The organism is Candidatus Moranella endobia PCIT (assembly GCF_000219175.1).
Taxonomy (GTDB): Bacteria; Pseudomonadota; Gammaproteobacteria; order Enterobacterales; family Enterobacteriaceae; genus Moranella; species Moranella endobia.
Map to the genome: position 1 here is coordinate 398,992 of NC_015735.1, position 24,167 is coordinate 423,158.

General features: G+C 46.1%; 15 protein-coding genes, 4 tRNA genes and 2 pseudogenes. 10 read left to right on the forward strand and 11 right to left on the reverse strand.

All coding sequences use genetic code 11. The annotated features are described in order from the left end of the window. From lpxB to accA, 3 genes are all read left to right on the forward strand, one after another. Nucleotides 1-1,149 (forward strand): lipid-A-disaccharide synthase, encoded by a 1,149-nt coding sequence (lpxB, locus tag MEPCIT_RS01705; RefSeq protein ID WP_013975719.1) that lies wholly within the window; start codon nucleotides 1-3, stop codon nucleotides 1,147-1,149. A 404-nt stretch (nucleotides 1,150-1,553) separates the two neighbouring features. Then, the gene (gene dnaE / locus MEPCIT_RS01710; RefSeq protein ID WP_013975720.1) at nucleotides 1,554-5,036 is read left to right on the forward strand and encodes a DNA polymerase III subunit alpha; all 3,483 of its coding nucleotides are present in this window, start codon (nucleotides 1,554-1,556) and stop codon (nucleotides 5,034-5,036) included. 30 nt (nucleotides 5,037-5,066) lie between these two features. Next, nucleotides 5,067-6,020 carry an acetyl-CoA carboxylase carboxyl transferase subunit alpha gene (gene accA, locus MEPCIT_RS01715; protein WP_013975721.1) on the forward strand — a complete coding sequence of 318 codons (954 nt, stop codon included), beginning with the start codon at nucleotides 5,067-5,069 and terminating at the stop codon, nucleotides 6,018-6,020. Nucleotides 6,021-6,109: 89 nt separating this feature from the next. On the opposite strand, the gene MEPCIT_RS01720 is transcribed toward accA, so the two are convergent. Together MEPCIT_RS01720 and gltX are read right to left on the reverse strand one after the other, a co-directional pair. Beyond that, nucleotides 6,110-6,185, reverse strand: a tRNA-Ala gene (locus tag MEPCIT_RS01720). A gap of 104 nt (nucleotides 6,186-6,289) precedes the next feature. After that, complete coding sequence (gene gltX / locus MEPCIT_RS01725) at nucleotides 6,290-7,714, reverse strand: glutamate--tRNA ligase (protein ID WP_013975722.1); 1,425 nt, start codon at nucleotides 7,712-7,714, stop codon at nucleotides 6,290-6,292. A gap of 206 nt (nucleotides 7,715-7,920) precedes the next feature. On the opposite strand from gltX, the gene MEPCIT_RS01730 reads away from it, so the two are divergent. From MEPCIT_RS01730 to lon, 6 genes are all read left to right on the forward strand, one after another. Further along, nucleotides 7,921-7,993: transfer RNA gene (locus MEPCIT_RS01730), tRNA-Val, on the forward strand. A gap of 22 nt (nucleotides 7,994-8,015) precedes the next feature. Beyond that, nucleotides 8,016-8,091 (forward strand) — tRNA-Lys (locus MEPCIT_RS01735). 580 nt (nucleotides 8,092-8,671) lie between these two features. Then, a complete protein-coding gene (gene htpX, locus MEPCIT_RS01740; protein WP_015580497.1) occupies nucleotides 8,672-9,553 on the forward strand; it encodes a protease HtpX in 882 nt (293 codons plus the stop codon). 505 nt (nucleotides 9,554-10,058) lie between these two features. Continuing rightward, nucleotides 10,059-10,643, forward strand: coding sequence for an ATP-dependent Clp endopeptidase proteolytic subunit ClpP (clpP, locus tag MEPCIT_RS01745; protein WP_013975724.1), 585 nt, complete (start codon nucleotides 10,059-10,061; stop codon nucleotides 10,641-10,643). 94 nt (nucleotides 10,644-10,737) lie between these two features. After that, nucleotides 10,738-11,997, forward strand: a complete 1,260-nt coding sequence (clpX, locus tag MEPCIT_RS01750; RefSeq protein WP_013975725.1) for an ATP-dependent protease ATP-binding subunit ClpX — start codon at nucleotides 10,738-10,740, stop codon at nucleotides 11,995-11,997. 160 nt (nucleotides 11,998-12,157) lie between these two features. Next, nucleotides 12,158-14,512: an endopeptidase La gene (gene lon / locus MEPCIT_RS01755; RefSeq protein ID WP_013975726.1), complete on the forward strand. Its 2,355-nt coding sequence runs from the start codon at nucleotides 12,158-12,160 to the stop codon at nucleotides 14,510-14,512. A gap of 76 nt (nucleotides 14,513-14,588) precedes the next feature. Here lon and mscL read toward each other — a convergent pair whose 3' ends face one another. The 3 genes from mscL to def form a co-directional block, all read right to left on the reverse strand. Next, the gene (mscL, locus tag MEPCIT_RS01760) at nucleotides 14,589-15,017 is read right to left on the reverse strand and encodes a large-conductance mechanosensitive channel protein MscL (protein WP_013975727.1); all 429 of its coding nucleotides are present in this window, start codon (nucleotides 15,015-15,017) and stop codon (nucleotides 14,589-14,591) included. Between the two features lie 317 nt (nucleotides 15,018-15,334). Next, nucleotides 15,335-16,291, reverse strand: a complete 957-nt coding sequence (gene fmt / locus MEPCIT_RS01765) for a methionyl-tRNA formyltransferase (protein ID WP_013975728.1) — start codon at nucleotides 16,289-16,291, stop codon at nucleotides 15,335-15,337. Between the two features lie 6 nt (nucleotides 16,292-16,297). After that, nucleotides 16,298-16,792: a peptide deformylase gene (gene def, locus MEPCIT_RS01770; protein ID WP_013975729.1), complete on the reverse strand. Its 495-nt coding sequence runs from the start codon at nucleotides 16,790-16,792 to the stop codon at nucleotides 16,298-16,300. A 248-nt stretch (nucleotides 16,793-17,040) separates the two neighbouring features. Between def and metG the strand changes: the two are divergent. Continuing rightward, nucleotides 17,041-18,853: pseudogene (gene metG, locus MEPCIT_RS01775) on the forward strand (methionine--tRNA ligase); the annotation flags it as partial. A gap of 251 nt (nucleotides 18,854-19,104) precedes the next feature. Here metG and MEPCIT_RS01780 read toward each other — a convergent pair. From MEPCIT_RS01780 to dksA, 6 genes and pseudogenes are all read right to left on the reverse strand, one after another. After that, nucleotides 19,105-19,176 (reverse strand) — tRNA-Arg (locus MEPCIT_RS01780). A gap of 140 nt (nucleotides 19,177-19,316) precedes the next feature. After that, nucleotides 19,317-20,184: pseudogene (gene panC, locus MEPCIT_RS01785) on the reverse strand (pantoate--beta-alanine ligase). An 11-nt stretch (nucleotides 20,185-20,195) separates the two neighbouring features. Then, on the reverse strand, nucleotides 20,196-20,987 hold the full coding sequence (gene panB, locus MEPCIT_RS01790) for a 3-methyl-2-oxobutanoate hydroxymethyltransferase (RefSeq protein WP_015580501.1): 792 nt from the start codon (nucleotides 20,985-20,987) through the stop codon (nucleotides 20,196-20,198). A 200-nt stretch (nucleotides 20,988-21,187) separates the two neighbouring features. Beyond that, the gene (locus tag MEPCIT_RS02510; protein WP_420887216.1) at nucleotides 21,188-21,394 is read right to left on the reverse strand and encodes a hypothetical protein; all 207 of its coding nucleotides are present in this window, start codon (nucleotides 21,392-21,394) and stop codon (nucleotides 21,188-21,190) included. A 280-nt stretch (nucleotides 21,395-21,674) separates the two neighbouring features. Beyond that, a complete protein-coding gene (pcnB, locus tag MEPCIT_RS01800; protein ID WP_238523104.1) occupies nucleotides 21,675-23,066 on the reverse strand; it encodes a polynucleotide adenylyltransferase PcnB in 1,392 nt (463 codons plus the stop codon). 390 nt (nucleotides 23,067-23,456) lie between these two features. Next, nucleotides 23,457-23,954: an RNA polymerase-binding protein DksA gene (gene dksA, locus MEPCIT_RS01805; protein WP_420887214.1), complete on the reverse strand. Its 498-nt coding sequence runs from the start codon at nucleotides 23,952-23,954 to the stop codon at nucleotides 23,457-23,459. Between the last annotated feature and the right edge of the window lie 213 nt (nucleotides 23,955-24,167).

Sequence of the window (24,167 nt, forward strand, 5' to 3'; positions counted from 1 at the left end):
ATGTCGGCATTACCCATTATAATAGGTCTAGTAGCGGGAGAAACTTCCGGCGATATTCTCGGCGCGGGGATGATACGCGCGTTGCGCGTTTATCTGCCACAGGTTCGCTTTGTAGGCGTTGCCGGTCCGCACATGCAGGCGGAAGGAATGGAAACCTGGTATGACATAGAAGAGTTGGCGGTAATGGGGATCGTAGAGGTAATTGAGCGTCTGCCGCGGCTGTGGCGCATTCGCCGTGACTTGACTCGGCGCTTCACTGCGCTACGGCCAGAAGTATTTATTGGTATTGACGCGCCTGATTTTACGATTGCGTTGGAAGGCTGTTTAAAACGGCGTGGCATCCGTACTATACATTACGTCAGCCCTTCGGTCTGGGCTTGGCGGCAAAAACGCGTATTCAAAATCGGCCGTGCCACCGATAATGTACTGGCCTGTCTGCCTTTTGAGAAGGAGTTTTACGACCGCTACAACATTCCCTGCCAATTCATCGGCCATACGTTGGCTGACGCCATGCCTCTTGAGCCGGATAAAGCCGCAGCGCGCCGGGAATTGGATATCCCGGCATCCGCGCGTTGTCTAGCAATTCTTCCAGGCAGTCGCAAAAGCGAGGTAGCGATGCTTAGTGCAGATTTTCTGCGCGCTGCCGAACTAGTGAGCCAGCATTTACCAGGGTTGGAGATTGTCGTTCCGTTGGTTAATCCGGCTAGGCGTGTGCAATTTGAGCGCATCAAAGATGCAGTGGCGCCGAATTTGTCGGTAAGGCTGTTTGACAATAGGTCACGTCAGACCATGATTGCCGCGGATGCCGCTCTGCTAACATCAGGCACTGCTTCGCTTGAGTGTATGTTGGCACAGTGCCCCATGGTGGTCGGATATCGCATGAAATCGCTGACTTTCGCGCTCGCGCGCCGGCTGGTAACAACCAAATGGGTATCGCTGCCGAATTTACTAGCTGGACGTGAATTGGTCAGAGAATTTTTGCAGAAGGCGTGCCGACCGGAGACGCTGGCTGCTTCTCTGGTAGAAATTCTTGACAATGATGCTCAGCGAGCAGCACTCATAGTTACTTTTCGTCACCTGCACCAGCAGATTCGCTGCAACGCCGATGAACAGGTGGCGCGTGCGGTGCTGGCGTTGCTTAACCGTTAGTTAATTATTTTCAAACATTGCCCACCAAGTGCAGTCATACATTAGGTTGAGATAGTTGATAGAATAGAATAGATACGCCTGTAGCACTTCAACAGCTTATTGAAAATCAATCTGCAGATATCATCATGTGCGCGTTTGCTTAGGCTTTCTCGATAGACCAGATAAAAGCGCTGGATTTTGTTTTGGTTGCGGAAAATCCGCGTCTTATCATTATCATTGATCTGCAAAGTGAACCATGACCGCAAGATGGCCGCTAGATGCGCGTTCAGTTTACCTAATAATATGTAGACTAACTTTGTTTCGTTGCTTCGCTTTGGTGGCTTAAGTTAGTCTTTCATAGTATGACCATGTTATGTTAGTGCTGTATGATCGCAGCTTAAACACTCCACATCCGGTACCATTTTATGGTAGAACCAAGTTTTATTCACCTGCACGTACACAGTGACTACTCAATGATCGATGGGCTGGTCAAAGTTGGCCAGTTAGTAGAACAAGCGGCGTTACTGCATATGCCGGCACTGGCAATTACTGATTTTACCAATTTATGTGGACTGGTAAAATTTTACTGCCACGCCCATGACGCCGGTATAAAGCCAATCATCGGGGCGGATTTGTTGGTGCACAGCGATATGCTGGGCGGTGAACTAGCAGAATTAACCATTCTTGCAACAAATAATGTTGGTTATCAGCACCTGACATTACTGATTTCGAACTCCTATAAACGTGGATACGGCGCCCTCGGGCCAGTAATCGATCGAGACTGGCTGATTGAGCATAACGAGGGCTTGATTCTGCTATCCGGTGCTCGCAAAGGGGATGTCGGTAAATACTTAGTGCGCGGTAATATAGGTGGTATATCTCAGGTTGAACGTTGCCTGGCATTCTACGAGCGCTATTTCCCGGACCGTTATTATTTAGAATTGATTCGGACCGGACGGACAGATGAAGAACATTATTTGCAAGCAGCCGTGGAGCTAGCGGCGCGCCGTGGTCTGCCGGTAGTCGCCACCAATGATGTGCGATTTATCAGCCCTGATGATTTCGAAGCTCACGAGATCCGGGTAGCTATTCATGACGGCTATACCCTTGATGATCTCAAACGGCCGCGCAATTACAGTCCGCAGCAATATCTGCGCAGCGATAAGGAGATGTGCGCACTTTTTGCTGACCTGCCAGAAGCGTTAGTTAACAGCGTAGAAATTGCCCGGCGCTGCAATGTAGTCATCCGTCTCGGTGAATATTTTCTGCCGCAGTTCCCCACTGGTAAGATGTCAACTGATGATTATCTGGTCAAATGTGCGCGGGAAGGCCTGGAAAAAAGACTGGAATTGCAGTTTACCGATACTGATATGCGCAGTGAGAAACGCCAGATCTACTACGAACGTCTGAACATGGAGCTGCACGTGATAAACAACATGGGGTTCCCTGGTTACTTCCTCATCGTTATGGAGTTTATACAGTGGTCCAAGGATCATGGTGTACCTGTCGGGCCGGGGCGCGGATCCGGTGCGGGCTCGCTGGTGGCTTATGCGCTGAACATTACTGACCTCGACCCGCTGGCGTTCGATCTGCTGTTTGAACGTTTCCTGAACCAGGAACGCGTATCGATGCCAGATTTCGACATCGACTTCTGCATGGATAAGCGTGATATGGTGATTGACCACGTGACAGAAACCTACGGCCGAGATGCAGTTGCGCAGATTATCACCTTTGGTACCATGGCCGCCAAAGCGGTTATCCGCGACGTCGGCCGGGTGCTAGGCTATTCTTACGGTTTTGTTGCTCGTATCGCCAAATTAGTACCGCCCGATCCAGGCATGACACTAGAAAAATCATTAGTTTTGGAGCCTAAATTGCAGGCTCTATACGACTATGACGAAGATGTCAAAGAGTTAATTGATATGGCACGCAAGCTCGAAGGAGTAACTCGCAATGCCGGCAAACACGCCGGGGGCGTAGTTATTGCACCTACTAAAATTACCGATTTCGCGCCGCTTTATTGCGACTCAGGAGGTAACCATCCCGTTACTCAATTTGATAAAAAAGATGTTGAGTACGCTGGTCTAGTGAAGTTTGACTTTCTCGGCCTGCGCACTCTGACCATAATCCATTGGGCGCTGGAAATGATTAATGCCAGGCTTGTCTGGCAGGGTCTAGCGCCTATCGATATCACAGTTATCTCGCTAGATGATCAGAAAAGTTTTGATATGCTGCAGCGCTCTGAAACCACTGCGGTATTCCAGCTTGAATCGCGCGGCATGAAGGATCTAATAAAACGTCTGAAGCCAGACTGTTTTGAGGATATAATTGCGCTGGTAGCGCTGTTTCGTCCTGGACCGCTGCAATCGGGTATGGTGGATAATTTTATTAACCGCAAGCACGGCCTAGAAGCCATCTCTTATCCTGATAAGAAGTGGCAACACTCTTCACTGCAACCTGTTCTAGAGTCCACTTACGGCATCATACTTTACCAAGAACAGGTGATGCAGATAGCCCAAGTGTTGGCTGGCTATACCCTGGGCGGCGCTGACATACTGCGCTGCGCGATGGGGCAAAAGAAACCTGCTGAAATGGAAAAACAACGCTCGGTATTTAAAGCCGGTGCGGAAAGGATAGGTGTCGATGGCGCACTTGCCATGAAGATCTTTGATCTATTAGAAAAATTCGCCGGATATGGTTTTAATAAATCCCACTCCGCCGCCTATGCGTTGGTATCATATCAAACGCTGTGGCTGAAGGCCCATTATCCCTCAGAGTTCATGGCAGCAGTGATGACTGCAGATATGGATAATACTGAAAAGATCGTGGGGCTTGTTGACGAATGTCTGCGGATGGGCCTGAAAGTACTTACGCCTGATATAAATAGCGGCCAGTATAATTTTCATGTTAACGAAGAGGGAGCAATAGTATACGGGATCGGCGCTATCAAAGGCATAGGTGCAGGACCTATTGAAGCAATTATCGCGGCACGTAATCATGGTGGTCATTTCAGAGAACTGTTTGATCTGTGCGAGCGCACAGATATTAAAAAAATAAATCGCCGGGTGCTGGAAAAACTAATTATGTCGGGAGCGTGCGATCGCCTAGGGCAACATCGCGCTGCACTGATGCATTCTCTTGATAAGGCACTAAATTCATCAAATCAGCATGCAAAAGCCGAAGCTATTGGTCAGAGCGATATGTTCGGTGTGCTGGTGAATGATCAGGATGTGATGACAGCTACCGTCAAGCCTTGGTCTGAGCAGGTGGTGCTAAATGGTGAGCGGGAAACGCTTGGCCTATATTTGACTGGTCATCCAATCAACCAATATCTGCGTGAAATTGAACGATATTCTGGCGGGGTACAGCTAAAAGATCTGCAAGCCACCAAGCGCGGCAAGATAGTTACCGCTGTGGGGCTGGTGCTGTCCACGCGGGTTATGGTCACTAAACGAGGCAACAAGATCGGTGTTTGTACACTAGATGATCGTTCCAGTCGGGTGGATATTATCCTATTCACAGATGTACTAGAAAAATACCAACATTTACTGGAAAAAGATCGTCTTCTGATCGCTAAGGGATATATTGATGGTGAAGATTTAAACGGTGGCGTTAAGATGACCGTTCGCGAACTAATGGATATTAGCGAAGCACGTAAAAAATATGTGCGCGGGATTGCTATATATTTAACCGACAGTCAAATTAATGATCAGCTGTTAAACCGTCTCCGTGTATCTTTGGAGCAGTATCGATCTGATATGATTCCAGTGCATCTATATTATCAACGGCAAGAGGCGCGCGCGCGGCTGCGCTTTGGGGCAAACTGGCAGGTGACGCCGACCGACAATTTACTTAATGACTTACGAACCATTGTGGGACCGAAACAGGTGGAACTGGAATTTGACTAATATAGGAATCTTAGGGATCTGCGGAAGATTATGAGTCTGAATTTTCTTGATTTTGAACAGCCAATTGCAGATATTGAAGCTCAAATTGATTTGTTGACCACAGTCAACCCACAAATTTTGGATCTTAATCTGGATGACGAGGTGCGGTACCTGCGTGCAAAAAGCTTGGCACTGACAAATAAAATTTTTTCTGAGCTTGGTGCTTGGCAAATTACCCAGCTTTCTCGACATCCGATGCGGCCATATACACTTGATTATGTGCAGCATATATTCACAGATTTTGACGAATTGGCAGGCGATCGCGTCTCTGCAGATGATAAAGCCATCGTCGGCGGCATAGCGCGTCTAGATTCGCGGCCGGTAATGATCATTGGCCACCAGAAAGGGCGGGACACAAAAGATAAAATCTACCGCAACTTTGCGATGCCGGCACCTGCCGGTTATCGCAAGGCGCTGCGGCTGATGGAGATGGCAGATCGGTTCAATTTACCTCTGCTAACTTTTATTGATACACCTGGTGCTTACCCGGGTGTCGAGGCTGAAAAAAACGGCCAGTCAGAGGCGATTGCGAAAAACCTGCGTGAAATGTCTGGCCTAAGAATCCCGGTTATTTGCACTGTGATAGGCGAGGGTGGTTCCGGCGGTGCACTAGCGATTGGTGTTGGCGATAAGGTCAACATGCTGCAGTACAGCATATATTCAGTGATTTCCCCGGAAGGTTGCGCCACCATTCTGTGGAAAAGCGCCGATCAAGCACCTATCGCTGCCGAAGCTATGTGTATTATTGCCAAGCGTTTAAAAGAGCTGGATATTATCGACAACATCGTCCTAGAGCCTCTAGGTGGTGCACACCGCGATTTGCCGGCTATTGCAGCTACTCTTAAAACGAGGCTGCTGGTTGATTTGGCAGAGCTTGACGGTTTAAAAGTAGAAGAATTACTCAACCGCCGTTATCATCGTTTGATGAGTTATGGTTATTGCTGAGCTGATTGTACAGATTGATGCCAGCAGTGCTGATGCAAAAACCAAGCCTGGGTTCATGGTTGGATGGATATAGATTGACCAAACTTAATTGGTGGAGCTAAGCGGAATTGAACCGCTGACCTCTTGCATGCCATGCAAGCGCTCTACCAACTGAGCTATAGCCCCAGTTCTATCTAGTTAGTAGAACTGTATGATATTAATCATACCAACTGTTGTCAACGAAGAAATGTGCTAAACTGGTAACATGTTGAAAAAAGTCCCAAGCCAAGCTAAATGGTCCTGGATGATTGTTGGTCAATAAAGCCTAGTGCAAAAGCGATACGCTCTAGAGACCGCGATTGACCAATCGCATGAATGGTGACGTCAAGAGCAGGTGACTTACCGGCGCCAGTTACCGCAACACGCAGCGGCATACCAATTTGGCCCATACCAATCTGCAATTCTGCCGCCGTTTGTTCGATGGCACCATGCACTGAGGCTGGCGTCCATTCCACAATGTTCTCCAGTTTAACACGCACCGCTTGCAGCACCGGCGCAGCAAGCGGGCGTAAATGATTATTGGCTGCTTCTACATCAAATTCACAGAAATCCTCGTAGAAATAGCGGCATCTAACTGCCATATCCTTCAGGGTTTTGCAACTTTTGCCCAATATTTGTACTAGCTCTGCCAATTTAGGTCCGGTGCTAGTATTAATTACTTGCTGCTCAATATGCCACATGAGATGAGTAGCGACGTATTCGGCGGGCAAATGATTGATGTAATAGTGATTGTACCACAGCAGTTTTTTGGTATTGAACGTGCTGGATGATTTACTTACTGCAGTGAGGCTGAACAGCTGCTTCATTTCGTCAACGCTGAAAATTTCCTGGTCACCATGGGACCAACCAAGGCGCAACAGATAGTTCAGCAGTGCTTCTGGCAGAATGCCGTCATCGCGATACTGCATAATACCAACCGCGCCATGGCGTTTAGATAGTTTGCAACCGTCGGCGCCCAAAATCATCGAAACATGGGCATAATCAGGCACCGGCGCGCCCAAAGCTTTAAGAATATTGATCTGCCTGGGCGTATTATTGATATGGTCCTCACCGCGGATCACATGAGTAATAGCCATATCGAAATCATCGATTACTACGCATAAATTATAGGTTGGTGAGCCATCGGTGCGGCGGATGATTAGATCATCCAGCTCCTTGTTCTTGAATTCGATAGGTCCGCGAATAAGATCATGAAAGATGACCGAACCGTCCGGCGGATTGCTAAAACGCACAACGTATGGTTCATCAGAGGGGTGATGGTTATGGACGTAGCTGTAACGACAGCGTCTATCGTAACAAGGTTTCTCGCCAAGGGCTATCTGAGCCTCACGTAACGTTTCCAGTCGCTCTTTTGAGCAATAGCATTTATAGGCTGTACCTTTTGATAGCATGTTTTCAATGACGGTGTTATAACGGTCGAAACGTGTTGTCTGAACATAAGGGCCTTCGTCCCAGTCCAGGTTGAGCCAAGTCATACTGTCCATAATGGCCTCAATCGCTGGTTGCGTTGAGCGCTCCAGGTCGGTGTCATCAATGCGCAGCACGAACTTGCCTCCTGTATTATGGGCGAATAGCCATGAATAAAGCGCAGTCCGCGCACCACCAAGATGCAAATAACCCGTGGGGCTGGGCGCAAAGCGTGTTTTAATTTTCATCAGCTACATTGTTTGCCAAGAAGACTCTCAAAATTGTTTAGGTTATGATGGTGCGAAATTGAACATATTATATACCACTGATGGAATAATTAACAATGCTTGTCATACTACTCAGTAGGGATAATGTTAAGATAAACAAAAAAATACTGGAAAATCGTTGACTCATGCCAGCAGTTACCTATAATTAATGTGACCCAACACAGTTAGGGTGATTAGCTCAGCTGGGAGAGCACCTCCCTTACAAGGAGGGGGTCGGCGGTTCGATCCCGTCATCACCCATCAATTATTATATATTTTAACTGGGTCGTTAGCTCAGTTGGTAGAGCAGTTGACTTTTAATCAATTGGTCGCCGGTTCGATTCCTGCACGACCCACCAAGAATGTTAAGCATGTACCCATACGATAGATGATAGATATATTATATCGGTCGATCCATGGATCAGATCGATCAATTAATTACTGGCCTTGAGTGGACTATCTTCCACATGGTGTGGAGGTTTCGACCCATATCCCAGGTTACGTCCGATCGTGGTAACTACTTTCATAACAAAAGTTACTTTGTGTGCTTGCCAAGCGCAAGTTGAATATATGCTTGCCATCATCCATCAATCTAACGCCTAAATAATTAACAACTATTAGCGGTGCATCATAGTACATACCCCGGAAAATTTATTCTTACCATCTAGACGATGTCGCCGTGAAATTATTAAGAATATGTTACCTAACAGCTAAATCCCTATTTGCTGATTTCATTTGCCTGCGCGACTATGCGTACTCTACGCTCGAAAGTTAGCAAACTCGTGTTTATTCAAAAAATACATTGACAATTCATCTAACGTGAATAGAACTGAAGAATTAATAGCATTATCGATGTGCAAAACTTGAAAAAAAGCCGCTAAGACCACAGATCATGATATGGTAATAGTGGTGATTATTTTCTGGGAACCTTGCATTGTTATGCTACGTATTGTTCTTTTACTGCTTACTAACCTGTCTGTGATGATAGTTTTCGGTGTTGTACTCAGCTTCACCGGAATTCAGTCCTCTAGTGTTGCCGCATTCATGACAATGGTTGGATTATTCGGTTTCGGCGGCTCATGTGTGTCACTATTAATGTCAAAATGCATTGCGCTGCGCACAGTTGGGGGCGAAGTAATTGATAAACCGCGTAATGAGACCGAATGCTGGCTTGTGCATACTGTTAGCCAGCAAGCGCAACAAGCAAATGTTGCCATGCCACAAGTAGCTATTTACCACGCACTCGATATCAATGCTTTTGCTACTGGTGCCTGTCGTGATGCGTCGCTGGTAGCAGTAAGTACTGGACTACTGCATAATATGAGCCGCGACGAGGCCGAAGCGGTCATCGCGCATGAAATTAGCCATATAGCAAATGGCGATATGGTGACCATGACCCTGATCCAGGGTGTGGTTAATGTCTGTGTTATTTTTTTATCTCGTCTCCTAGCACAGTTGTCAGCAGGTTTCATGTCGTCAGTCAGCGAAAACGTGGAAAATGGTAATGGTAGCCAGCTATTGTATTGTATCTCCATGGTGCTGGAATTAGTATTCGGCATACTAGCTAGTATAATCACTCTTTGGTTCTCACGTACTAGAGAATTCTACGCCGATGCTGGTTCAGCAAGGTTGGTAGGGCGAGATAAAATGATAGCGGCTCTGCAACATCTAAAAATAAGTTATGAGCCGCAGACAGCCAGCAACATGATAGCGTTGTGTATTCATGGTCGTCGTCACAATGCGGTTAGTGAACTATTTATGTCCCATCCTACGCTGGAGAAACGGATTGATGCACTACGTTCCCGCGCCTATCTAAAATAAAATTTTGCTGGTGTCGCCGTTGCAGTTACGTGTTTCCTAGGTTATTATGTATGGTCTCCTTATTAGGAGATTTAGGAGACTAATAAGTCGCACGCGTTACTGCCAAATAAGATCGTCAAGGTTACGGCTAAGATAATAGATAACGTAACTACAAGCGGTTTTTTTTTACCTCGTAACTTTTTACACATAACGTAATTGCTCGGCTAAAATAATTAGAAATACTATCCCGTTATATTAATAACGGAAAGTATGGTGGCAATAAAATAATCCATCGTTGTACTTGAAAAGGATGCTTCTATCCCCCAATTAATTGAGGATGGTGATGGTGTCATGCATGTTAGTGGTAGTGGTAAAAATTGCAGACAATAGCCTAAGCCTCAGAGCCTAGCGGAACGGAGACATCGCACTGTCCCACTGAGCATGATTAGAATTATCATGCGGCGAAATTTTTATTTTTTTCAGCGATGCTAATTATCAGCGGTAATAGTAATAAGGTAACTTTGCTATGGCCCTAGTGCCAATGGTGGTAGAACAGACTTCACGCGGAGAGCGTTCATACGATATTTTTTCTCGCCTATTAAAAGACAGGATTATCTTCATGACCGGTCCGGTCGAAGAATATATGGCAGATTTGATTGTCGCGCAGTTGATGTTTTTAGAAGCGGAAAACCCAGAAAAGGATATCTGTCTTTACATCAACTCACCGGGCGGGGTTATTACTGCCGGTATGTCGATATATGACACCATGCAATTCTTAAAACCGGATATCAGCACGTTCTGCCTGGGACAGGCAGCATCCATGGGTGCTTTTTTGCTGGCAGCCGGTGCTAAGGGCAAGCGTTTCTGTCTACCTAATTCTCGCATTATGATTCATCAGCCATTGGGTGGCTTTCATGGTCAGGCCACCGATATTGAAATTCACGCCAGGGAAATCCTAAAAGTAAAGGTAAGGATGAATGAATTGATGGCCAAACATACGGGTCAGTCTCTTGACGTGATAGAGCGTGATACTGAACGCGACCGTTTCCTCTCAGCACCTGAGGCATTAGACTATGGAATAGTGGATTACGTACTTAGTCAGCGCGCGTAATTGCTTCAGTCGTGCGTCAGCATCCGTGATGCTCTAGTTGCGTGCCGCCATGGTGTTCTGCCGTACCAAGATCCCTACAGAGGGTTACTGATTGATGATAGGTAAGCACAAAGACGGTTCAGACAAGTTGTTGTATTGCTCTTTCTGTGGTAAAAGCCAGCATGAGGTGCAGAAACTGATTGCTGGACCGTCGGTGTATATCTGCGATGAATGTATAGACCTATGCAACGATATTCTCCGCGAAGAGATAAAGCAAGTTACGCCGAACGTTGAACGTAGCGCGTTGCCGACGCCCTCTGAAATTAGGCATAATCTTGATCATTATGTCATTGGGCAGGAAACAGCCAAAAAAGTACTCGCGGTAGCGGTTTATAATCACTATAAGCGTCTACACCATGGTGCTAAAAATAACGGAATAGAACTGGGTAAAAGCAATATTTTGCTTATTGGTCCTACTGGCAGCGGAAAAACTTTGTTGGCAGAAACTTTGGCCCGCTTCTTGGATGTACCTTTCACCATGGCAGATGCTACGACCTTGACAGAAGCTGGATACGTTGGTGAGGATGTGGAAAACATCATCCAGAAACTATTGCAAAAATGCGATTACGACATACAAAAAGCGCAGCTCGGCGTTGTCTATATTGATGAGATCGACAAAATATCTCGTAAATCTGATCACCCTTCCATTACTCGAGACGTTTCTGGTGAGGGGGTACAGCAGGCGCTACTGAAACTGATAGAAGGCACCGTAGCCGCGGTGCCACCACAGGGTGGTCGTAAACATCCTCAGCAAGAATTTCTGCAAGTTGATACTTCGAAAATTCTGTTTATCTGCGGCGGTGCTTTCGCCGGGCTAGATAAAGTGATTAAACAGCGCACTGAAATAAACCGTGGCATCGGTTTTAACGCTACCGTGAACAGTAGTTCTGGGAAAGTAGCCAAAGACGAACTGCTGGCACAAATGGAGCCGGAGGACCTGATTAAGTTCGGACTGATCCCTGAATTCATTGGCAGATTGCCAGTCGTGGCAACGCTGAGTGAATTAAGCGAAGAAGCACTGATCCAGATCCTGCTCGAGCCGAAAAACGCGCTAACTAAACAGTATCAGGCGTTGTTCAATATGGAAGGCGTTGAGCTGGAATTCAGCAATGAAGCACTTGTAGCCATTGCCAAAAAAGCCATAACGCGTAAAACCGGTGCCCGCGGCCTCCGCTCAATAGTCGAGAGCGCACTATTGGAAACAATGTATGAACTGCCTTCTCAGTGCGGCGTTGAAAAAGTAGTAGTCGATGCCGCGGTAATTACCGGCCAATCTGAGCCATTGCTTATCTACAAGACCAGCAAGAATGCGTAGCTGGAATCCAGCGCAGAACGTGGATGTTGGGCGGCGCAGGCCAGTACTACCAGTCAGTATTCAGAGCTAGCATCTAAACTGGGTGGTTATCCTTCCACTGGCAAAAGGCAAGCTTTTTTGTGCATATGTTGTACTTTTTCCATCACTAAGAGAGAGTTCTATGAATGCTGAACGTTCTGAACAAATAGAAATGCCCGTGTTGCCTCTGCGCGATGTTGTTGTATATCCGCATATGGTCATCCCGCTCTTTGTAGGCCGGGAAAAGTCTATTCAGTGTCTTGAAGCAGCAATGAACGCTAATAAAAAAATAATATTAGTTGCTCAGAAAGAAGCATCAACCGATGAACCGAGTATTAACGATCTTTTTTTAGTTGGAACGTTATCGGCAATTTTGCAAATGCTGAAACTGCCAGATGGCACGGTCAAAGTACTGGTAGAAGGCTTGACCCGCGCCCGTATCAAGGCACTGGCAGATAATGGCGATTACTTTACTGCTGAAGCTGGTTATTTCGAATCACCTGAACTAGATGAGCGCGAGCAAATAGTGCTAGTACGTACAGCAATCAAGCAATTTGAAGACTATATCAAACTGAACAAGAAAATACCGCCAGAAGTACTGACATCGCTAAATAGCATCATCGATGCTGCTTGTCTGGCCGACACTATTGCCGCCCATATGCCGCTGAAGTTAGCCGACAAGCAGTCAGTGTTGGAAATGGTCGATGTTACCGAGCGGATGGAATACCTGATGGCGATGATGGAGTCTGAAATAGATCTGCTACAGGTGGAGAAACGTCTCCGCAATCGTGTTAAAAAACAGATGGAAAAGAGCCAACGCGAGTACTATCTGAATGAGCAGATGAAAGCTATTCAGAAAGAACTTGGTGAGATGGACGAATCCCTAGATGAGCACGAAGCGCTGAAGAGTAAGATAGATGCGGCCAGAATGCCGCAGGAAGCCAGTGAAAAAACCAAAGCGGAACTTCGGAAATTGAAAATGATGTCGCCGATGTCAGCTGAGGCGACCGGTGTACGTAGCTACATAGATTGGATGCTATCGGTACCCTGGCATGCGCGCAGCAAAGTTAAAAAAGACCTGCTAAAGGCACAGGAGATCCTGGATAGGGATCATTATGGTCTAGAACCAGTAAAAGACCGCATTCTAGAATATCTAGCTGTGCAGAGTAGAGTTAGTAAAATCAAAGGACCTATCTTGTGTTTGGTAGGCCCGCCTGGAGTAGGTAAAACCTCGCTAGGAAAGTCCATAGCAAAGGCTACCGGCCGTCAGTATGTACGCATGGCACTGGGCGGATTGCGCGATGAAGCGGAAATACGCGGGCACCGTCGTACTTATATCGGTTCTATGCCTGGTAAACTTGTACAAAAAATATCCAAAATTGGCGTAAAAAACCCGTTGTTTCTTCTAGACGAAATCGACAAGATGTCTGCCGATATGCGCGGCGATCCAGCATCTGCACTACTAGAAGTATTAGATCCAGAACAAAATGTGGCGTTTAACGACCATTACTTGGAAGTGGACTATGATCTTTCCGACGTGCTGTTTATTACTACTTCCAACTCAATGAATATCCCGGCGCCTCTGCTCGATCGTATGGAAGTGATCCGCCTGTCAGGTTACACCGAAGAAGAAAAACTAAACATTGCCCAACAATATCTGTTGCCTAAGCAGCTTAATCGCAATGCACTGAAAAAAGGAGAATTGACGGTAGAAGATAGTGCTTTGTTGGGCATTCTCCGCTACTATACCCGCGAAGCGGGGGTACGCGGCTTGGAGCGGGAAATTTCTAAATTGTGCCGCAAATCTGTGAAAAACCTACTGATTGATAAGAAAACCAAACATATCGCTATTAGCTCAGACAATCTGCCGGAATTCCTAGGTGTTCATCGCTTTAGTTGCTTACGCGCGGAAGGGGAAAATCGTATTGGTCAGGTGTCCGGTTTAGCTTGGACAGAGGTAGGTGGCGAGCTGCTAACCATTGAAACAGCGTGTATTCCCGGCAAAGGTAAACTGACTTATACCGGTTCGCTAGGGGAAGTAATGCAGGAGTCAATTCAGGCAGCGTTAACCGTGGTCCGTGCGCGTACTGACCAGCTAGGAATTGATCCAGACTTCTATGAAAAGCGCGATATACATGTACATGTACCGGAAGGAGCAACGCCAAAAGACGGTCCTAGTGCTGGTATTACAATGTGTACCGCGCTCGTTTCCTGCTTAACTAGTAATCCAGTCCGGTCCAATGTGGCGATGACGGGCGAAATTACCCTGCGCGGTCAGGTGCTTCCTATTGGGGGACTGAAGGAAAAATTACTAGCTGCACACCGTAGCGGTATAAAAACTGTGCTTATTCCATTTGAGAATAATCGTGACCTAGAAGAAATACCTGGCAACGTGATAAAAGACTTGGACATTCATCCGGTTCAGCGTATCGATGAGGTGTTAAATTTAGCGTTACAGAATTCTCCGTTCAAGAACAAAATTGGCATTCAACTTTAACTATAAAAGTAACGTGAACGGGCTTGGAAGCTGTGAAAGTTAAGCAGATAACATCCAAAGATAGATACAACATTATTCACAATTCACCATGAGTCACCATGAGAATTTTTTTTAGTATATCGCGAATCTCGGTAAGTAGTATCTCTTCTGCGCTTTGCTTAGATAGTTCATTTGGTGTTTCTTCCTCCTCTTTGTTGTGCATCCTATTGATAAGCTTAACAATGCAGAACACAGCGAAGGATACTATGAAAAAATCAAAAACATTTTGTAGAAATATACCGTACTCCATTACTGCAGCCGGTCTGTTCCCTTGCGCCGGCTTGAGTACCCAACTGAATTGCTTAAAATCAATCCCGCCGATCAACAACCCTAGCGGCGGCATAATGACGTGGGCAACTAAAGAAGAGACAATATTACCAAAAGCGGCACCAATAATAATACCGACAGCTAGATCGACCACGTTACCACGCATGGCAAATTTACGGAATTCTTGTAAGAAACTCACCGACTTACTCTATCATGTTTAGACCGACTAAGTCTAACATAGAATGGATAATGTACCAGATAGTATTAACCCAAATAGGACAACAGTAGATGCTTAAAAAACAAGTGCTAAAAGTGATTAAGCTGGCTGGCCTGTAAGAGCTAACCAACGCGCCGGCCGCATAGCTGCTAGATGGGCGGTTTTTTCCAGCCAGCATACTGCCTGCTGGCGACAAGCAGTACCTGAACTATTGCTATTATGATATGACTGACGGGGTCGGTACGGTGTTAACTAATTATCGCCACTGACTCACTACTACTCTGCTATTTTAGTGCAGATTACTCCAGAAGCGAGCCAGGAATAAACCATTCACTGTGTGCATTAAGCAACGCCTGGACCGGCATCTGTTTTTTACCCGCCAGCTGTAACTGAGTTAGTCTCAAAACACCATCGCCAGTGGCGATGTATATGCCAGCCTTGTTAGCTGCCAAAATTGTGCCTGGCGGCGCACATGAAATATTATGTTGCGCGCTAACACTGGCATCCCAAACTTTAATTGACTGCCCAGACCAAGGGTAATAACTTGTGGGCCACGGATTAAAGGCGCGGATGTAGAGCGCAAGCTGCACCGCTGGTAGGCGCCAGTCAATCCTAGCCTCTTCCTTACTTATTTTGTCCGCATAGGTAGCGCGAGAGTTATCTTGTGGCTCAGCCGTCGCATTACCGGCGGCGAGCTGTTCTATGGTGAACAATAGGGCGTCAGGCCCGATTTGCGATAATTTTTTATAAAGCGAGGCGCTAGTATCGTGTGGATGGATAGTGCAAGTGACTTTATGCAGTATGGCTCCGGTATCAAGGCCAGTATCCATCTGTATAATTGTTACGCCAGTAAACTCGTCACCAGCACATAATGCTCGTTGAAGCGGTGCTGACCCACGCCAGCGCGGTAACAAAGACCCATGTACGTTGATACATCCAAGCCGCGGTAATTCCAGCACCGCCGGGGGCAGGATTAAGCCATATGCCACTACAACCATGATATCTGCCTTTAACTTCGCCACCCACCTTTGGGCCTCGAGTGTTTTAAGCGAAGATGGTTGAAATAAAGGGATACTATGCATGTCCGCCAATTGCTTGACCGAGCTAGAAGTCAATCGGTAGCCACGTCCTGTTGGTCGATCAGGTTGGGTTAAAACGCCCACTATCTGATGTTTGGTGCGAATCAGCGCTTCCAAATGGCGCGCGGCGAAATCCGGCGTACCAGCAAAGATAATACGTAAATAATTGCACGTCATGAATTCCTACTCATGTGCATTATTTATTTTTTGAAGAATAAGCTGACGTTTTAGCGGTGATAGATAATCGACAAATAATTTGCCAACTAAGTGATCCATCTCATGTTGAATACAGATGGATAACAGATCTTCCGCCTCCAGCTCGAAGCTATTACCGTTGCTATCCAGCGCCCGCACTCTTACCTTTGCTGCCCGAGGCACGAAGCAATGTTGACCTGGAATCGACAAACAGCCTTCATTAATGCTGATCTCACCGCTTTTATCTAGTAGTTCGGGATTGATCAACACTAGGCGTTGCCTATGGTTTTCAGAGACATCAAGAACAATCAGCCTTTGGTGAATATCAACTTGGGTAGCAGCTAGGCCGATTCCATCTGCAGCGTACATAGTCTCAAACATATCATTCAAGAGGCTTCGTATGGCATTATTTACGTTGGTAACTGGTTTAGCAACTTTTCTTAGCCGTTTATCAGGATAATGTAATACTTGTAATAAGGTCATCTTGGTGTGACTCTTCATATGATTATGCACAACATGTTCACCAGCATTGTAAACAGTTGTGAAACTAATTGACAGCAATTAGTATGCAGGTTAGGCAAAGAATCAGTGTAAAATGCTTAGCATTAATATAAAATGGCCCATTAACCGGCCGGCGGCTAGCATGTATGTATCTTGTTTATTTACTTGAGATATTGCTATCGGTTACCATCTGTTGTTTTAATAATTATTAACAATAACCAATTTCTACCATGACGCAAGTAAAAAAAAAATATTGGTAACCTGCGCGTTACCTTATGCTAATGGATGCATCCATCTAGGCCATATGCTTGAGCATATACAGGCGGATATCTGGGTGCGTTATCAACGAATGTGCGGCCATCAGGTTTATTTTATCTGTGCCGATGATGCTCACGGCACGCCAATTATGCTTAAAGCGCAGCAATTGGGAATCACACCGGAAGAGATGATTAACGCCATTAACCTAGAGCATCAGAAAGATTTTGCTGGCTTTGGTATCAGCTATGACCATTACTATTCTACTCATAGCGAGGAAAATCGCCAGTTATCTACGTTGATTTATCAACGTCTGAAAGAAAACGATTTCATCAAATCACGCACGATTTCCCAGTTATTTGATCCCGAACTGGCCATGTTTCTACCCGATAGATTTGTAACCGGAACCTGTCCGAAATGCTATTTACCCGATCAGTACGGTGATAACTGCGAGAGATGTGGCGCTACCTATAATCCAACGGATCTGATCAATCCGAAATCAGCGGTATCCGGTGCCAAGCCAGTGATGCTGGAATCAGAGCATTTTTTCTTTGATTTACCTGCCTTCAGTGACATGCTGCGCTCATGGATGCGCTCTGGCGCGGTGCAAGAGCAGGTGGCAAATAAGATGCATGAGTGGTTAGATTCAGGGTTGCAGCAGTGGGATATTTCCCGCGACGCGCCCTATTTTGGCTTTGAAGTGCCAGATGCACCAGGCAAATATTTCTATGTATGGATGGATGCTCCAATCGGATATATGGGCGCTTTTAAGAATTTTTGCCAGCAGCGTAACGACAACGACATTTGCTTTGAGGAGTTTTGGCATGTAGATTCACAAGCCGATCTGTATCATTTTATTGGCAAGGACATTATCTATTTTCACAGTCTGTTCTGGCCTGCAATGTTAGAAGGAAGTAAGTTCCGCAAACCTACTAATTTATTTGTCCACGGTTATGTGACTATCAACGGTGCAAAGATGTCTAAGTCACGCGGCACGTTTATAACTGCCAGCACCTATCTAGAGCACCTGGATGCAGACTGCCTGCGTTATTACTACGCCACTAAACTTTCATCGCGCATCGATGATATAGACCTTAATCTAGGCGATTTTGTTCAGAGGGTTAACGCTGATATTGTTAATAAAGTGGTCAACCTAGCTTCACGCAACGCCAATTTTATCAATAGACATTTTGATTGCCAGTTGGCAGATCACATAGAAAACCCAGTGTTGTATGCAACCTTTGTGAATGCAGCGCCATCTATTGGTGAAGCATTTAACAACCGTGAAACCAGCCGCGCTATCCGTGAAATTATGACCCTAGCTGACTTGGCAAACCGCTATATAGCTGAACAAGCACCCTGGGTTGTGGCTAAACAGGCAGGAAGAGAGGTAGATCTGCAGGCAATCTGTTCGATGGGAATTCAACTGTTCCGGTTGCTCATGATCTATTTGAAACCAATACTACCCTCACTGGCAGCACGGGTAGAAGTATTTCTTGATTCACCACTCACTTGGAGATCAGTTTCAATACCGCTAGTATCGCATCGCATTAGACCGTTCAAGGTACTGTTCAGTCGTATCGAACCATCACAAATTGAGGCAGTTATCGAAGCATCGCATAATTAAAAAGTTGGCCAACGTACCAGCGGCGTAAACGCAGGATAGTAAAACTGAGCACCCTACTATTGCTGCCAATATTACATTAGTAGATCGATATGCGTGTTGCGCTGATTAAACAAGCCGAGTACGTTGAAGGAGCTGATAAGTTGCTGAAGTTAACGCTTGATATCGTTGGTTAAGGAAGAATGACGATAATGGTGGCTAATCTGGCGCCACGTAATATGTGCTGAAGGGAGGGATATAGTAGTGGTTGCTAACTTCACTGGTTTCATATTAAGATTAAGGTATTGATTTAATTGACTAATCTATTGTTATAATATTGTGTTGTTAGGCTGGCTACACTGTGTTAACACGTATGATTGCCAAACGCACACCATAAGCTAACCAATGTTGATACTATTGTAAACAGATAAAACGTCGTCTCCGACAGGAATCGAACCTGTAACTAGCTCTTAGGAGGGGCTTATTATATCCATTTAACTACGGAGACATATTAAATAATAGTATAGCTTATCTGCTGCAAAAAAGCAGCAATTATAGTTGCGTTTGATCAATTACTAGTCATAATACGTATTATGCATGTCATTAGGTGAACTAAGTGGGGGCCATCTGCGTCGTTTTATCTCTGATCTATCGGATAGATATCTTATCTACCTGCTCATTATCTATCAACCGGGTCTTACCTAGCCAAGCAGTGAATAACACAACTGCTCGCAAACTAGATACTGTTAATGGCTTCATGGTAACAGCGTTTCTGATAATCAACGTATTTGGCTATGATACCGACATGTAGCAGTAGCTCCGCCGCTGCCAGCACATTATCATTATGTCGTTCTCCAACACGCAGCGGCACTACTACTACCAGTTGCGTGAGTGCTTGATATAACTGTGGCACAATCAGTTTCGCTTCAGCGTTCAGATAACTGTTACGCGAACTTAGCGCCAAATTATCTGCGGTGCGCACCGTAGGTACACCAATAATATCGGTATCATAGCCCATATGCCGTACCAACTGACGAATAATTGCTAATTGCTGAAAGTCTTTTTCGCCAAAGTAAGCAACTTCAGGTTGCATAAGATTGAATAGCTTGCTCACAACAGTGGCGACACCGCGAAAGTGACCTGGTCGGTTTGCACCCTCTAGAATCTTAGTGAAACCAGGCACATCAACAAACGACTGATTAACAATACCGTAAGGGTAAATTGCTGAAGTAGCAGGGACGAATACCATGTCAACGTCGTGCCAGGTCAACTGTTCGTAGTCTTGTTGCAGTGTCCGCGGGTAAGATGCCAGATCTGCTGTGCGGTCGAACTGTATAGGGTTGACGAACACGCTTACCACGACTTTATTTTCTGCACGAACGCGACCAGTGTCCATTAACTTAACATGGCCGGTATGCAAATTTCCCATGGTTGGGATGAGAGCTATATGCTTATTTTCCTGACGCCACTGTGTAACCGTTTGCCGCAGTGTCTGCGTCTTTTTGATAATCAGCACGCTAGTATCCTTTATGAGTGAAAACTGTGTTCGGTGGTGGGAAAGCGGCCGGCTTCTACTTCTTGCACATAACAGCGCACGGCGGCGGCAAGATCCCCTCCGGCCGAGAGAAAATTATTCGAGAATGAAGGCGAGCTAGAGCCAGTTATACCTAGTGCATCATGCATCACAAGAATCTGACCGTCGGTAACAGCACCAGCGCCAATGCCAATAACAGAGATTGCCAATGCCTGGGTCACGCGTTCCGCTAGTGCCACCGGCACACATTCTAGTACAAGCAGCTGGGCGCCTGCATGTTCCAGCGCGAGCGCATCGGTCAGCAATTGCTCAGCACTGGTAGGATCACGACCATGAATTTTATAGCCGCCAAAAATATTTACCGACTGCGGGGTTAGACCTAGGTGTCCACATACTGGTACTGCCCGCTCAGTTAGCGCGCTAACCGTATCTGCCAGCCACGCGCCGCCCTCCAGTTTCACCATGTTGGCGCCAGCTCGCATAAGTGCAGATGCACTATCAAAGGCCTGCGCCGGCGTGGCATAGCTCATAAACGGCATATCTGCTAGCAGCAAGCAGTAGGGGGCGCCTCGCCGCACACAGCGGGTATGATAAATTATATCATCTAAGGTAACAGGTAGCGTTGATGCGTGGCCCTGCATTGTCATTCCCAAGGAGTCGCCCACTAGCATAACTTTAATGCCTTGTTCAGTGAATAGGCGGGCAAACGCAGCGTCGTAGGCCGTAATGGACGCGAATTTTTGCTGTTGTTGCTTCCATCGGTGCACATGATAAATGGTGGTCATAGTAGTAGTGGTCATAGTAGTATACAAACTCCGCACTACGGGGGGGTAACAACTGTATTCTTAAGGAAAAAGTCCATTTTAATACAAGCTTTACCGTTGGTATAGAATATATGACCAAAAAATTTTAGGGAGGTTACCAATCCTGCAGCGCAGGTACTTTTCCCCACCAGTGAATTGGCGGGGGAATATCCCAACCAGTGTTAATACTCTATCTTCTGGTTAGTTAGGTAGGTTAATGCTCTGCTGCCGCGCGTGATTGCTTGCTTGATAGTAGTGAACACGGCAGTAACGGTGCTCCTCATTCCTATAAACAAGGTAGTGACGTGACCATGACACAGAAGCTCGGTCAGTGCGATACCGTCTGGAAACAGTAGTTTTGGTGCTAGCTCGGCAAACGGATATAGCATGTTTGAATGCGCGGTTATGCATGTCATAATACGGCACCGTTAGGCAATTAATCGCGAGCGATATATCTAAATAGCAGCTATGTAACTTACGGCGATGCGAGTACGTCGTATGAATGAGCTAGCAGCTAAGCTAGTAGCGTTTTAGGCAAGGTTGTGGTATATACACATAGATAGTAGGCAGGTCAAGCAGATGGGTTGGCGGCAGATCATACAACGACGCCTAGATAGCAGCGCTGACCTGCTATATTACTACCAAGAGCCAGCCATACTGGCTGCTCCATCAAGCGCTGTCGTTTTTTGGTACCCGACGACGCGGACGATAGTTAGTGGGCGCGTCATTGCCTAGCATGAGCAACATATTTGTTTGCCGTTGCGGCGCAGCAATCTGGAACTCACCCCACCAACGACTGAGCTGCTGCAGTTCGGTGTTTTTTTCAACTTCGGCGCGCAACGTTAACAAATCATAGGCGGAGCGAAATTTGGGATGCATTATCATCTTATGGGCGCTCTTGCCATGACGACGCGACAGCCGTAACTGAAGTTGCCACATATCCCGCATTAGGACGGTTATGCGTTTGGGTATCGCCAGCGTGCGGCATTGTTGGTCGATAATCTCTTGCATCGACAACACGAAAGCTTCAAAGTAAGACATACCGCTTTTTTCTTGAGTACGTTTCTGCACATGATCCAACAGCGGATACCACAGCATGGCAGCGAACAAGAAAGCAGAATTTACCCTCATATTATTGCGTAACCGCTGATCGGTGTTGGCCAGTACCTTAATTATCATCTGTTCCAAATAACTGTCGCCGTGCGAGGTAACATGATGGCTGATGACTGGAAACAGCGGCTGAAAAAGTTGGTATTTGCACAAAAGGCGGTAGGTAGCTTCACCGTATCCCGCCTGTAGTAGCTTTAGTGATTCTTCAAACAGCCTTGCAGGCGGGATATCGTGTAATAGTACCGCCAGTCGGGTAATTGGTGCGGCGGTTTCGCGACTGATGTTCATATTCAGTTTAGCAGCAAAACGCATCGCGCGCAGCATGCGCACCGGATCTTCCCGATAACGTATTTCTGGATCACCAAGCAAGCGAATGGTGCCTTCCTGTAAATCTTTCAGCCCCCCGGTATAGTCGCGCAGGGTAAAATCTGCCACGCTATAATACAGGCTGTTAACCGAAAAGTCGCGGCGCTGGGCATCTTCCTCGATGGATCCAAAAATATTATCGCGTAGCAGCATACCGTTGTTACTGGTGAGAGCTGCGCCCGGCGAGTATTCATTCTTTAGCACCTGATGCTGGCCTCGGAACGTGGCTACTTCTATAATTTCTTGCCCAAACATGACGTGGGCCAACCGAAAACGACGGCCAACTAGTCGGCAATTGCGGAATAGTTTACGCATCTGCTCTGGCGTTGCGCTGGTGGTGATGTCGAAATCCTTGGGTTTTTGACCGAGCAGCAGATCACGAACACCGCCGCCTACTAAATAGGCTTCGTATCCCGCTTTGTTCAAGCGGTAAAGCACTTTTAGGGCATTTTCACTGATCTCTTTGCGAGAAATTGAGTGCTGATCTCGCTGGATAATCACAAAATTGCTGCAATTTTCTTTTGATGTTTCCAAGCTTGGACGATTGAGCACTTTACGGCAGAAGTTTGCTACTCGGTTAAAAATAGTACACCTCAATAGTAACACAGCAACAACTAACAAAAATTGGCCAATGATAGTCTACCTATTTTCCATCCAGGGTAGTAGTGTCAAGCAAGAAGTAGTATGCCATGCCACCCACCTCGTTTAAATAACAAACGGCACATAGGCGGCAGCAGCATCGATGTTCGATATCATATAAATCTATTATTTGCTTATTTGCGGTGCAAGGACGTGCTTACAATCTACTCGAGGGTAGGTTGTACAGCAACAAAAACTTGTGCCTGATAGCGCAAGGATAATGATAATTACGATATAGGGGGGCAAAATAGTTGTAACAAAATATTGTAACGGTTCCGCTACCCAGATAGCATTATTGGCCGTAACCGAAGCTATAGCAACCCTGGCCCTGGCTCCTTACCTTACCATCTGTTTCTCACGAATTTCAGAGAGAGTCTTACAGTCGATGCACAAATCGGCTGTCGGACGTGCTTCCAGGCGCCTGATACCAATTTCAACGCTACAAGATTCGCAGAAGCCAAAATTATTGACTTCTACTTTTTTGAGAGTTTTCTCAATTTTTTTGATTAGTTTACGTTCCCGATCACGATTACGTAGCTCAAGGTTGAACTCTTCTTCCTGCGCGGCCCTATCTACCGGATCGGGGAAATTAGCTGCTTCATCCTGCATATATGAAACAGTACGCCATACTTCATATCTGAGCTGATTACGCCATGTTTTAAGAATGCGCGTGAAATGCAACAGCTGGGTTTCATTCATATACTCCTCACCAGGCTTTTGCTGGTAGGGTTCGACCCCAGCAATGGCAAGAATGCTTAAAGAGGATGTCTTACGTTTCTCTTGCACGTTGCTTCTCCTTCTAACCAGCAGCAATACCCAAAAAGTTACTATCATATAAATAGCAGATGATATTAAGTTTGGCAATGTTTCCTATCTTCATAGCTATATTTTTTGAAAAATATCCAGTAAGTAAAGCGCACCAGAAGCTGGCACCTGGGGAAACTGCTAAGATGGTATGTAGTTATTATCTTAATTTGACCAAGAGCTTATTTGACCGGAATATAGCAGCCGTACGCACGCTGTTTCACAGCAAATAACTAATCTATT